Source organism: Actinokineospora cianjurensis (assembly GCF_003663795.1).
Lineage (GTDB): Bacteria > Actinomycetota > Actinomycetes > Mycobacteriales > Pseudonocardiaceae > Actinokineospora > Actinokineospora terrae.
In genome coordinates, this window is the sequence record NZ_RCDD01000002.1 from 946963 (window position 1) to 959082 (window position 12120).

Consider the following 12120-nt stretch of genomic DNA (forward strand, 5'->3'; position numbering starts at 1 on the left):
CACGAGGTCAGCGGTCTCTCTTTATCGAATCAGACCGCGCGGCCAGGGACAACTGTTCGACGAGCGCGTAGTCGGAGGGGCAAGCACCTCAACGCTGTGACCGAATCGCCCACATCGGAACCGGTGCAGTCCCCGGATAACAGTGGAGTGGAGTCCGCCAGCCCCCACGCCGGGCGGACTCCACTCCACTTCTCCCCCCACGGGTGCCCCTCCCCCAAGCGGCACCCGCGCTCCCGGAAGTCAGGAGGAGGGGGATCCAGCACCAGATACCCGGCGAGAGCCAGATCACACGGCCAGGTGACGGACTACGCGTCGGCTTCGAGCATGTCGGGGGTGACGGCTGACTCGGTGTCGGGGAGGCCGAGGTCCTTGGCGCGCTTGTCGGCCATGGCGAGCAGGCGGCGGATGCGGCCCGCGACGGCGTCCTTGGTCATCGGCGGGTCGGAGAGCTGGCCGAGTTCCTCCAGGGACGCCTGCTTGTTCTGCAGCCGCAACTCCCCCGCCGCGGTCAGGTGCTCCGGGGCGTCGGGGCCGAGGATCTCCATCGCCCGCTGGACCCTGGCCGCGGCGGCGACGGCGGCCCTGGCGGAGCGGCGCAGGTTGGCGTCGTCGAAGTTGGCCAGCCGGTTGGCGGTGGCCCTGACCTCGCGGCGCATCCGGCGTTCCTCCCAGGCGAGCACGCTGGAGTGCGCGCCGAGCCTGGTCAGCAGCGCGCCGATGGCGTCGCCGTCGCGCACGACCACCCGGTCGGCGCCGCGGACCTCGCGGGACTTGGCGGCGATGCCCATCCGGCGGGCGGCGCCGACGATGGCCAGCGCGGCCTCGGGGCCGGGGCAGGTGATCTCCAGCGCGGACGAGCGGCCGGGCTCGGTGAGCGAGCCGTGCGCGAGGAACGCGCCGCGCCAGGCCGCCTCGGCGTCGCACACCCCGCCGGAGACCACGGGGGCGGGCAGTCCGCGCACCGGTCGGCCGCGCGGGTCGAGCAGCCCGGTCTGGCGGGCGAGGCCGTCGCCGTCCTTGACCACCCGCACCACGTACCGCGTGCCCTTGCGCAGGCCACCCGAGGTGATCACGTGCACGTCGGCGTGGTGGCCGTAGAGCTCGTGGATCTCCTTGCGCAGCCGCCGCGCGGTGGCGCCGGTGTCCAACTCGGCCTCGACCACGACCCGGCCCGCGACGATGTGCAGGCCGCCCGCGAAGCGCAGCAGCGAGGACACCTCGGCGCGGCGGCAACAGGTCTTGGCAACGGCCAGCCTGCTCAGCTCGTCCTTGACAGCGGCGGTCATCGCCACAGGGTCCTCCTTTCCCAGCCCCGGTTCGGGCGCCGGTACATCCCACCACGAGCGCCGGGTGGGTTCAGCGCGCCCTCACCGAGGTGATCGCCCGGCGCAGGCTGGTCGCCAGCGCCGCCGGGTCGTGCCGGTCCGGCCGCGCGGGGGCGGCCACCGACGCCAGCCACATGTCCGCGCCCAGCACCGAGGCCGCACGTCGGAGCCGGTCCGGGGTGGGCACGGAGTCGGCGTCGGCGATGACGGCGTCGACCCGGAGCCGGGGCGCGTGCTCGCAGAGTACGTCGAGGTGGCGCTCCGGGGAGAACCCGGCGGTTTCCCCCGGTTGGGGGACGAGGTTCAGCACCACGACCCGCGCCGCGGCGGTCCGCACGAGCGCCTCGTGCAGTTCCGGCACGAGCAGGTGCGGCAGCACGCTGGTGAACCACGAGCCCGGCCCGAGCAGCACCACGTCGGCGTCGAGCACCGCCTCGACCGCCTCCGGGCACGCCGCGGGCGCCTCGTCCTTGCGGTTGGCGTTGTGCAGCCGGATCCGCCGGACCCGCCCCGGCGTGGTGGCCACCGCGACCTGCCCCCTGATGCGCCGCACCGTGTCCGGGTCCTCCTCCAGCCCGGTGACCTCGGCCTCGATGTCGAGCGGACCGGTCGACATCGGCAGCACCCGCCCGGTGACCCCCATCAGCGCGGCCGCTTCCGCGAGGGCCTGGACCGGGTCCTTCGTGACCTCCAGCAGCCCCGCGAGGAGCAGGTTCCCCACCGCGTGCCCCGCCAGCGCCCCGGTCCCCCCGAACCGGTGCTCGAACACCTCCGGCCACGGCCCCCCGGCCCCCGCCAACGCGGTCAACGCCTTCCGCAAGTCCCCCGGCGGCAACAACCCCAACTCCCGCCGCAACCGCCCCGACGACCCCCCGTCGTCGGCAACGGTGACCACGGCCGTCACGTCATCGGTGATCAACCGCAACGCACTGAGCGTCACGTGCAACCCCCGCCCACCCCCGAGCGCCACCGCCCGCAACGGCCGCTCCGGTGACGCATCGCCACTCGACGCGGCGGCACGGTTCGACGGCGCGGCGGCAGCGTTCGACACAGCACCGTTCGACACAGCGCCGTTCGACGGCGCGGTGCTGCCCGGTCGCGACTGCGGCGCGGTGGTGCCCGGTGGGGTTATGGCTGGGGGTGTCGGGTCGGGGTTGGTCACTCGCGCCCCAGGTCGCGGTGGACGACCTTGACCGCCATGCCGTCCTCGTCGGCCAGGCGCCTGGCGAGTTCCTCGGAGATGGCGACGCTGCGGTGCTTGCCGCCGGTGCAGCCGATGGCCAGGGTCAGGTAGCGCTTGCCCTCGCGGCGGTACCCGGCGCCGATGAGGCGGAGGAGTTCGTGGTAGCGGTCGAGGAACTCGTCGGCGCCCTCCTGGCTCAGCACGTAGTTGCGCACGTCGGAGTCGCGGCCGGTCTGGTCCTTGAGCTCGGGGATCCAGAACGGGTTGGGCAGGAAGCGGACGTCCATCACCAGGTCGGCGTCCATCGGCAGGCCGTACTTGTAGCCGAAGGACAGCACGGTGACCCGGGTGGTGGCCGCGGCGTCGGAGCCGAAGGCGTCCTCGATCTTGGCGCGCAGCTGGTGCACCGACAGCGTCGAGGTGTCGAGGACCAGGTCGGCCTCCTCGCGCAGCGGGCGCAGCAGTTCCCGCTCGGCGCCGATGCCGTCGATGAGCCTGCCCTCGCCCTGCATGGGGTGGCCGCGGCGGACGTGCTCGAAGCGGCGCACCAGCACGTCGGTGGTGGCCTCCAGGAACAGCACGCGCGGCCGGTAGCCCTTGGCGTCGAGGTCCTTGATGATCGAGGAGAGGTCCTCGGTGAAGGCGCGGCTGCGCACGTCCATCACGACCGCGACCTTGGTGATCACCCCCCGCGCCTGCGCGCCGAGCTCGACCATGGTGGAGATCAACTCGGGTGGCAGGTTGTCCACCACGAACCAGCCGAGGTCCTCGAGGCACTTGGCCGCGGTGCTGCGGCCCGCTCCGGACAGTCCGGTGACGACGGCGACCTCGATGCCGGGGCCACCCGTATCGGTGCTCACTGCTGTTGTTCCCCTGCTCTCGGGTGCGCGGCGGGCTCCCCCGCCAGCGCGCTGTGCACTGCCCTCGCGGTGGCCACCCCGATGCCGGGTACCCCGCTGATCTCGTCGATGCTGGCCGCTCGCAGTCGTTTCAGCGAGCCGAAGTGCTTGATCAGCACCGCCTTGCGGCCCTGGCCGAGTCCGGGGATCTCGTCGAGGGCGGAGGCGGTGAGCTTCGTGGACCGCTTCTGCCGGTGGTAGGCGATGGCGAAGCGGTGCGCCTCGTCGCGCACGCGTTGCAGCAGGTAGAGCGCCTCGCTGGTGCGCGGCAGGATCGCCGGGTCGGGGTCGCCGGGCAGCCAGACCTCCTCCAGCCGCTTGGCCAGCCCGATCACCGCGACATCGGTGACGCCGAGGTCGGCGAGCACGTCGGCGGCGGCGTTGGCCTGCGGTCCGGCGCCGTCGACGACCAGCAGGTTGGGCGGGTAGGCGAAGCGCTTGGGCTTGCCGGTCTCGGGGTCGACGCCCGGGGTGGGGTCCTGCCCGCCGGTCTCGCCGCGGTACTTGGCGAACCGGCGGCGCACCACCTCGGCGATCGAGGCGACGTCGCCCTCGGTGGCGGCCTCGCGCAGCGCGAACCGGCGGTACTCGGACTTGCGGGCCAGGCCGTCCTCGAACACCACCAGCGAGGCCACCACGTCGCTGCCCTGGATGTGGGAGATGTCGACGCACTCGATGCGCAGCGGCGCGGTGTCGAGCCCGAGGTTGTCCTGCAACTCCTGCAGCGCGGCCGAGCGGGCGGTCAGGTCGCCCGCGCGGCGCAGCTTGTGCTGGGTGAACGCCTCTTTCGCGTTGCGCTCGACGGTCTCCATCAGCGCCCGCTTGTCGCCGCGCTGCGGCACCCGCAACGCCGTCCTGGACCCGCGCAGGCCGCTGAGCCAGTCGGCGACCGCGTCGGCGTCGCCGGGCAGTTCGGGGACCAGGATCTCCTTCGGGACCGGGCTGCCCTCCTCGGCCAGCTCGACCTGGTCGCCGTAGAACTGGCTGAGGAACCGGTCGACCAGCGCGCCCACCGGCGACTCGTCGGCGTCGTCGAGCCGGTCGATCACCCAGCCGCGCTGGCCGCGGACCCGGCCGCCGCGCACGTGGAACACCTGGACGGCGGCCTCGAGCTCGTCGAAGGCGAAGGCGACCACATCGGCGTCGGTCCCGTCGCCGAACACGACGGCCTGCTTCTCCAGCGCCCGCTTGAGCGCCCCGACGTCGTCGCGCAGCCGGGCGGCCCGCTCGAACTCCAGCTCGGCGGAGGCGGCGCCCATCTCCTTCTCCAGCCGCCGGACCATGGCGTCGGTCTTGCCGGAGAGGAAGTCGCAGAAGTCCTCGACGATGCCCCGGTGCTCGGCCTCGTCGACCCGCCCGACGCAGGGCGCCGAGCACTTGCCGATGTAGCCGAGCAGGCAGGGCCGCCCGATCTGGCCGTGCCGCTTGAACACGCCCTTGGAGCAGGTGCGGGCCGGGAAGACGCGCAGCAGCAGGTCCAGGGTCTCGCGGATGGCCCAGGCGTGGGCGTAGGGGCCGAAGTAGCGGACGCCCTTCTTGCGCGGACCGCGGTAGACGTGCAGGCGGGGGTAGTCCTCGTTGAGGGTGACGGCGAGGACGGGGTAGGACTTGTCGTCGCGGTAGCGGACGTTGAACCGCGGGTCGAACTCCTTGATCCAGTTGTACTCCAGCTGCAGCGCCTCGACCTCGGTGGACACCACGGTCCACTCGACGCCCCCCGCGGTCGTCACCATCTGCCGCGTCCTGGGGTGCAGCGAGGAGATGTCGGCGAAGTAGGAGTTCAGCCGACTCCGCAGGCTCTTCGCCTTGCCGACGTAGATGACCCGGCCGCCGGGATCCCGGAACTTGTAGACCCCTGGGGCTTCCGGAATGGTCCCGGCCGAAGGTCGGTAGGTGGAGGGATCAGGCACACCACCAACCCTACGACCGCCCACCGACACTCACCCACCGCACCCGTCCCCGGCGATCACGCGGGCGGCCCCGGGGCCACGTGGACCCGGGGCCGTGGGCACGCGGGGTCAGGCCACGGCGTGGAGGTTGCCGTCGGCGCCGGTCAGGCAGCGGGCAGCGGGGGTGGTGGTGGCGAGGTACTCGGTGAGGCAGCGGCCCAGTTGGGCGTGGCCGCGGGCGTTGGGGTGGAAGGACTGCTGGGCCATGTGGATGCCGACGGAGTCGAGGCCGCCGAAGACCCAGGCGTAGGGGTCGACCAGGACCCGGTTCTGCCACTCGGTGGCGGAGTTCTCGCCGCCACTGCACGCTTCGTGGCCCTCGGTGGCGCGGGAGATGTCCAGGTAGGACAGACCGTTGCGGGCAGCGATACCCCGGTACGTGTCAGCGAACTGCGGGACGGCCTCGGTGCGGCCGTAGGCGGCGTCGGCGAGGCGTAGTGGGCAGCCCTGGGGGCCGTGGTTGATCGCGTCCATCTTCTCGGTCACCGGGGACGCGTAAGAGGTGATGACGAACTTGTAGCTGCCGTCGGCGTAACCGGCTTGGCGCATGGCGGTTTTCACGTCGGCGACGGCGCGCTCGACCTTCGGTGCCATCGCGGCGAGGCGGGCGGGCCACTGGACGCGCAGGTCCTTGGCGCAGCCGGAGCCGAAGGGGTTGAACCACTTCTTGATGCAGCCGACGAGGGTGTCGGCGAAGGCCGGTTCGTCGTTCGCGCCGACCTGGAGCACGACGGCGACGACCCGGTTGGCCTTGGCGACGTCGATCAGGCGGCGGGCCTGGGAGCCCTCGGTGTAGTGCGTGGTGTCGGCCAGTGACACGTTGGCCGCGTCGGCGCCGGAGCAGGCCAGGTTGACGGTGCGCTGGGCGACCTGGGTCTTGTGGATCAGCGCGTTGGCCGAGCGGTGGCACCAGTTGCCGTTCTCGCCGCGGGTGCCCGGCTCGTAGTCGCCCGCGCCCTCCCCGGAGATCGCGCTGTCACCGAGGGAGACGACGGCGGTGGGTCGCTCGTCGGCGGCGGCCTGCGGCGCGGCTAACAGGCCCGCGGCCAGCACCCCCGCGACGAGGCCCAGTACACGGATGGACGGCATGGGGGCCTCCCCGGAGCAGGTGATGGTCAGCTCTGACCCAACCACGCCGGATCCGGTGAATCCATAACCCGAACGGACCTGGGTCCGGGGGCCGTCCGGCTTACCCCTACCGTCCACTGTGGAGCGACGGTAGGGGTGAGCCGGGGTATCAGGCCAGCACGACGCTGTCGCCGTCGACCTTCACCGCGACGGTCTTGAGGCCGGTCTGCGCCTGGCCGCTGACGCGCGCGCCGGTGGTCGCGTTGAAGGTGCTGAAGTGCCGGGGACAGGTGATCACGCCGTCCTTGGGCGGGTCGACGGTCGCGCCCTGGTGCGGGCACGACGGGTCGAAGCCGGCGACCGTGCTGCCGGAGCGGACGAGCAGGATCTTCCCGCCGGAGGGGCTGTTCACCAGCACACCACCGCCGTCGGGGATGGCCGCCACGGTGCTCAGCGCCCCGGTCGACCCGCCGCCGGTGGTCGCACCGCCGCCGGTCGTCGCGCCGCTGCCGGTGGGGGTGCTACCGCCAGTCGTACCCGGGGCGGGGGTGGTGGTCCCGCCCGGGGTATCGCTGGTGCCGCACGCGGCGAGCACACCGGGCGCCACCAGGGCCACCATCAGCCCGCACAGCACCTGCCTGCGGTTGCGCTCGACGGGCTGGGCCGGGCTGCGGGAATCGGTGGTGGTGGGTTCGACGACAGTCACGCTGGGCCTCCTCGGGAAATCAGTCCAGTGGTACACCGAGGCCAACGCCCCCGCGCGGTGGCGGGTTCACCGATCAGGGGTTTTCACAGTCCGCGCACAGGAACCACCCACCCGGGTGGACCACCAGCGCGGCCACCCGCACAGGCCCGGACCAGGCGATCCGGGGCGGTCAGAGGCCGAGGTGCACGCGCAGGGCGTCGTCGAGCGACGGCAACAGCCGGGCCGGAACCCGCCCGAGGCGGCGGCCGATCCGGGCGGTGGCGACCGAGCGGACCTGTTCGGCCTGGGCTTTCGAGTCCGCGACCAGGCCGCAGTCACCCGCGGGCAGCAGCACCTGAAAGGGGAACACCCGCACGGTGTTGGACGTGATCGGAACGACCGTCACCACCCCGCGCCCGGCACGCTGGGCCGCCTGGTTGGCCGCGTCATTGCTGACGATCACCGCGGGCCGGACCTTGTTCGCCTCCGACCCCCGGCTGGGGTCCAGATCGACCAGGTGGATATCACCGCGCCGCATCGACGACCAAGGACCCATCAGCGACCGCCGACTCCCACAACCCGGCATCGTCGGACCCATCCCACTCGGCGAACGCCTGGGCGTACTCCTCACGCATCGACGACTCCCGCAACAACCCGATGGCGAGCTGGATCACCGAAGACCTGGTCGCCGCATCGAACCGCGCCAGGTACTCATCAATGAACTGAACGTCGACCTCCGGCAAACTCACACTCAACTTCACACCGCCGATACTACTCCGGTTGCTACCAGGTTGGCCACCAGCGCGCCTACCTCCAGGTCTAGCCCGTGGTCCCGGCGGCGTCCGGTGATCCCACTGCCGCGCGGTGCAGGCCGCGTAGTGCGCGGATCGCCGTCACGGCTCGGGCGCCGTCGAGTGACTGGATCGCCATGACGGGGACATATTCGTCGTCGGGGAGTTCGAGGCGGGCCCAGGCGGCGCCGTCCGGGAAGCTGATGGAGACGATGGCTGACCAGGGGTAGCGGGTGCGGCCCAGGAGGTTGCGCACGGTGATGCCGTCCGCGTCCGCGGTCACCTTCGGCCACGTCAGCCACAGCACGCCCGCGGCGAGCAGTACGCCGATGCCGACCATCGCGACCTGGTCGGACACCTGGAAGTACACCCCCGTACCGCTGTCGCGCAGCAGGGCGGCCACGATCGCGAACACCGCGATGAAGACCACCGCGATGGGCACGGTCACGAACCAGACCTTGCGCGGGCGGGCGGTCACTCGAAGCCCCGCTCGGTCCACGGCTGGCGCAGGCCGCGGACGACGAGGGCCGTCTCCAGGGCCGCCGCGCACGCCTCGTAGCCCTTGTCCTCGGCCGACCCGGGCAGCCCGGCTCGGTCCAGGGCCTGTTCCTCGGTGTTCACCGTGAGCACCCCGTTGCCGACCGGCGTGGACTCGTCCAGCGACACCCTGGTCAGGCCGTAGGTCACCGCGTCGCACACGTACTCGAAGTGCGGGGTGCCGCCACGCACGACCGCGCCGAGGGCGACGACCGCGTCGTGGTGGCGGGCCAGTTCCTGGCACACCACCGGCAGCTCCACCGCGCCCGGCACGCGGACCACGGTCGGCTCCTCGATGCCCGCCTCCTCGGCGGCGGCGAGCGCGCGGACCAGCAACTGCTCGGTGATCTCACCGTGCCAGCGGGTGACCGCGATGCCGAGCCGGATGCCGGTGCAGTCGGGGACGCCGTGCTCCGGCCTGCCCTCGCCGCTCACGCGTCGTCCCCGACGCCGACGCCGGTACCAGCCGCGGACGCGCCCGCCGCGCCGATCTCGTACTGCTCCAGGTTGCCCAGCTCGTGGCCCATGCGGTCGCGCTTGGTGCGCAGGTAGCGCAGGTTCTCCGGGTTCGGCCACACCGACAGCGGCACCCGGTCGACCACGGCGAGGCCGTAGCCCTCCAGGCCGACCCGCTTGGCCGGGTTGTTGGTGAGCAGCCGCATCGACTTGACCCCGAGGTCGACCAGGATCTGCGCGCCGGTGCCGTAGTCGCGGGCGTCGGCGGGGACGCCGAGGGCGAGGTTCGCGTCCACTGTGTCCGCGCCGTCGTCCTGGAGCTGGTACGCCTGCAGCTTGTGCATCAGGCCGATGCCGCGCCCCTCGTGGCCGCGCATGTAGAGCACCACGCCGCGGCCCTCGGCGGCGACGGCCTCCAGCGCGGCGTCGAGCTGCGGGCCGCAGTCGCAGCGCAGCGAGCCGAACACGTCGCCGGTGAGGCATTCCGAGTGGACCCGGACCAGCACGCTCTCGCCGTCGCCGATGTCGCCGTAGACGAGGGCGACGTGCTCGATGCCGTCGAGGCGGCTGTCGTAGCCGACGGCGCGGAAGGCGCCGTGCGCGGTCGGGATGCGGGCCTCGGCGACCCGGTCGACCTGCTTCTCGGTGCGGCGGCGGTAGGCGATCAGGTCGGCGATGGTGATGATCGCCAGGTCGTGCTCGTCGGCGAAGACCCGCAGCTCGTCGTAGCGGGCCATCTCGCCCTCGTCCTTCTGCGACACGATCTCGCAGAGCACGCCAGCCGGTCGCAGCCCGGCCATCCTGGCCAGGTCGATGGCGGCCTCGGTGTGGCCGGGGCGGCGCAGCACCCCGCCCTCCTTGGCGCGCAGCGGCACCACGTGGCCGGGCCGGTTGAAGTCCTTGGGCGTGGACGCCTCGTCGGCGAGCAGCCGGATCGTGTGCGCGCGGTCGGCGGCGGAGATGCCGGTGGACACACCGTCGGCGGCGTCGACGGTCACGGTGTACGCCGTGCCGCGGACGTCCTGGTTGGTGTGGAACATCGGTGGCAGGTCGAGCCGGGCGCAGTCGGCCTCGGTGAGCGGCACGCAGATGTAGCCGGAGGTGTAGCGGACCATGAAGGCCAGCAACTCCGGGGTGCACTTCTCGGCCGCGAAGATGAGGTCGCCCTCGTTCTCCCTGTCCTCGTCGTCGACCACCACGACGGCCTTGCCGTCGGCGATGTCGGCGATGGCGCGTTCGATGGCGGCGAAGTCGCTCACCTGCGGTCCCCCTCCTCGGCGGCCAGGTGTGGCCCGGCCAGCTTCTCCACGTACTTGGCGATGACGTCCACCTCGAGGTTCACCCGGTCCCCCGGCTCGCGCAGCCCGAGGGTGGTGGCGCGCAGCGTCTCCGGGATCAGGCTCACGGTGAACCAGTCCGGCCCCACCTCGACCACGGTCAGCGAGACGCCGTCGACGGTGATCGAGCCCTTCTCCACCACGTACCTGGCCAGGTTCGCGGGGAGGCCGAACCGCACCACGTCCCAGTGCTCGGAGGGTGAGCGCGACACCAGTTCGCCGGTGCCGTCGACGTGGCCCTGCACGATGTGGCCGCCGAAGCGCTGCCCGACCGCGGCGGCGCGCTCCAGGTTGACCGCGTCCCCGGCGGCGATCCCGGCGAGACCGCTGCGCACCAGCGTCTCACGCATGACGTCCGCGGTGAACGACCCGCCGCCGTGCTCGACGACGGTCAGGCAGACGCCGTTGACGGAGATCGAGTCCCCCTGCTTGGCGTCGCTGGTGACCAGCGGCCCGGCGATGGTGACCCGCGCGGCGTCGGCCAACTGCTCGACCGCGACGACCTCGCCGCGTTCCTCGACGATCCCGGTGAACACCGGTGTTCCTCCTCAGTCCCGGACCGGGACGGCGGAGACCCGCACGTCCGGTCCGCTCATGGTGACCTCTTCGACGGCCAGCCGGTGCGCCTCGGTGATGGTCGACACGCCCGATGCGCCCAACGCCACAGGCCCGGCGCCGAGCAGGGCGGGGGCCAGGTAGAGCAGCACCCGGTCGACCAGACCGGCCCCGGTGAAGGCCCCGGCCAGCGTGGGTCCGCCCTCGAGGAGCACGTCGACGACGCCGCGGGCGTGCAGCGCGGCCAGCACCTCGGCCGGGTCGTGGGTGCGCGCCAGCAGCGTCTCGGCGGAGTCGTCGAGGACCCTGGCGGTGTCGGGCAGGTCTGTGTGTCCCACGACAACCCGCAACGGCTGCCGGGCCCCAGGTGTTCCACCACTGCCGCGGGCGGTCAGCGCGGGATCGTCCACCTTGATCGTTCCGGTGCCCACGACGATGGCGTCGACGCGGCCGCGCAGCTCGTGGACCTCGGCCCTGGACACCGCGGAACTGATCCACCGGCTGGTCCCGTCGACCGCGGCGACCCTGCCGTCGAGGGTCGCGGCGTACTTCCAGGTCACGTGCGGCCGACCGTGCCGGACGGCGTGCAGCCAGGCCCGCAGCGGCCCCTTGGCGACCTCGTCGGCGAGCAGGCCGCCCCGGGTGCTGACGCCCGCGCCCTCGAGCGTCCTGGCACCTCCGGACGCGACGGGGTTCGGGTCGGCGACGGCGTAGACGACTCTCGCGATGCCCGCGGCGATGAGGGCATCGGTGCAGGGAGGCGTGCGGCCGTAGTGCGCACAGGGCTCCAGGGTGACGACCGCGGTACCGCCCCTGGCACGCGCGCCTGCCTCGGCTAGCGCCACCACCTCCGCGTGCGGCCCACCCGGCGGCCTCGTCGCCCCCTCCCCAACCCGCTCCCCCGCCGCGTCGAGCACCACACACCCCACCGGCGGGTTCGGACTGGTCACCCCCCGCGCGCCCTCAGCGAGCCCCACCGCGAACCGCATCGCCGCGGCCAGCCTGTCCTCCACGCAGGACAGTCTCCCAGCCCGGCACGACATCCCCACACCGGGCCGCACCCACCCCTGACTCCACTGTGGACCCCACGCCCCGAGTTGTCCCCAACGGTCGGATTCATCCACAGGGCAACGCGGAACCCCTTGACAGCCACCGAAAACCGGTACGCTGGAAGTGGGTGGCCCCCCGGGTGGGTGGGGTCTGCCGTCGGCCGGGCGGGGGCTCGGCGTTCGCCGCGAAGGGGTGGCGGTCGGCGGGGGCCGTGTGGCAGGCCGGTGCGCGAGGTTCGCCGCAGGAGTACCTGACCTCGGCCGGGGCGAACGAGGCATGACCTCG

The 12120-nt window shown here is 72.6% G+C and carries 13 protein-coding genes; all 13 read right to left on the reverse strand.

Annotation, left to right across the window (positions count from 1 at the left end; genetic code table 11):
• Positions 1-305 precede the first annotated feature (305 nt).
• A complete protein-coding gene (gene whiA, locus CLV68_RS18735; RefSeq protein ID WP_092780362.1) occupies positions 306-1292 on the reverse strand; it encodes a DNA-binding protein WhiA in 987 nt (328 codons plus the stop codon).
• A 64-nt stretch (positions 1293-1356) separates the two neighbouring features.
• The gene (locus CLV68_RS18740; protein WP_121392398.1) at positions 1357-2304 is read right to left on the reverse strand and encodes a gluconeogenesis factor YvcK family protein; all 948 of its coding nucleotides are present in this window, start codon (positions 2302-2304) and stop codon (positions 1357-1359) included.
• A 179-nt stretch (positions 2305-2483) separates the two neighbouring features.
• Positions 2484-3368: an RNase adapter RapZ gene (rapZ, locus tag CLV68_RS18745; RefSeq protein WP_092780365.1), complete on the reverse strand. Its 885-nt coding sequence runs from the start codon at positions 3366-3368 to the stop codon at positions 2484-2486.
• A complete protein-coding gene (gene uvrC / locus CLV68_RS18750; protein WP_121392108.1) occupies positions 3365-5317 on the reverse strand; it encodes an excinuclease ABC subunit UvrC in 1953 nt (650 codons plus the stop codon). Before uvrC ends, rapZ begins: the two co-directional genes overlap by 4 nt.
• 108 nt (positions 5318-5425) lie before the next feature.
• On the reverse strand, positions 5426-6445 hold the full coding sequence (locus tag CLV68_RS18755; RefSeq protein WP_246009962.1) for a GDSL-type esterase/lipase family protein: 1020 nt from the start codon (positions 6443-6445) through the stop codon (positions 5426-5428).
• 148 nt (positions 6446-6593) lie between these two features.
• A complete protein-coding gene (locus CLV68_RS18760; RefSeq protein ID WP_246009963.1) occupies positions 6594-7130 on the reverse strand; it encodes a Rieske (2Fe-2S) protein in 537 nt (178 codons plus the stop codon).
• 169 nt (positions 7131-7299) lie between these two features.
• Positions 7300-7647 carry a type II toxin-antitoxin system PemK/MazF family toxin gene (locus CLV68_RS18765; protein ID WP_121392109.1) on the reverse strand — a complete coding sequence of 116 codons (348 nt, stop codon included), beginning with the start codon at positions 7645-7647 and terminating at the stop codon, positions 7300-7302.
• The gene (locus tag CLV68_RS18770) at positions 7634-7870 is read right to left on the reverse strand and encodes an antitoxin (RefSeq protein WP_121392110.1); all 237 of its coding nucleotides are present in this window, start codon (positions 7868-7870) and stop codon (positions 7634-7636) included. Before CLV68_RS18770 ends, CLV68_RS18765 begins: the two co-directional genes overlap by 14 nt.
• 58 nt (positions 7871-7928) lie before the next feature.
• The gene (locus CLV68_RS18775) at positions 7929-8348 is read right to left on the reverse strand and encodes a PH domain-containing protein (protein WP_246009964.1); all 420 of its coding nucleotides are present in this window, start codon (positions 8346-8348) and stop codon (positions 7929-7931) included.
• Positions 8349-8374: 26 nt separating this feature from the next.
• A complete protein-coding gene (ribH, locus tag CLV68_RS18780; protein WP_121392112.1) occupies positions 8375-8872 on the reverse strand; it encodes a 6,7-dimethyl-8-ribityllumazine synthase in 498 nt (165 codons plus the stop codon).
• Entirely contained in the window at positions 8869-10152 is a 1284-nt protein-coding gene (locus CLV68_RS18785) for a bifunctional 3,4-dihydroxy-2-butanone-4-phosphate synthase/GTP cyclohydrolase II (protein WP_121392113.1), read from the reverse strand. The genes ribH and CLV68_RS18785 overlap by 4 nt, the downstream gene beginning before the upstream one ends.
• The gene (locus CLV68_RS18790; protein WP_121392114.1) at positions 10149-10766 is read right to left on the reverse strand and encodes a riboflavin synthase; all 618 of its coding nucleotides are present in this window, start codon (positions 10764-10766) and stop codon (positions 10149-10151) included. The genes CLV68_RS18785 and CLV68_RS18790 overlap by 4 nt, the downstream gene beginning before the upstream one ends.
• 12 nt (positions 10767-10778) lie before the next feature.
• A complete protein-coding gene (ribD, locus tag CLV68_RS18795; RefSeq protein ID WP_121392115.1) occupies positions 10779-11828 on the reverse strand; it encodes a bifunctional diaminohydroxyphosphoribosylaminopyrimidine deaminase/5-amino-6-(5-phosphoribosylamino)uracil reductase RibD in 1050 nt (349 codons plus the stop codon).
• Positions 11829-12120 lie beyond the last annotated feature (292 nt).

What these genes read in the sequence shown, in the direction of transcription:
- CLV68_RS18765 (WP_121392109.1), bottom strand. Translation starts at nt 7,647, where the DNA reads ATGCGGCGCGGTGATATCCACCTGGTCGATCTGGACCCCAGCCGGGGG.
- ribD (WP_121392115.1), bottom strand. Translation starts at nt 11,828, where the DNA reads ATGTCGTGCCGGGCTGGGAGACTGTCCTGCGTGGAGGACAGGCTGGCC.
- CLV68_RS18755 (WP_246009962.1), bottom strand. Translation starts at nt 6,445, where the DNA reads ATGCCGTCCATCCGTGTACTGGGCCTCGTCGCGGGGGTGCTGGCCGCG.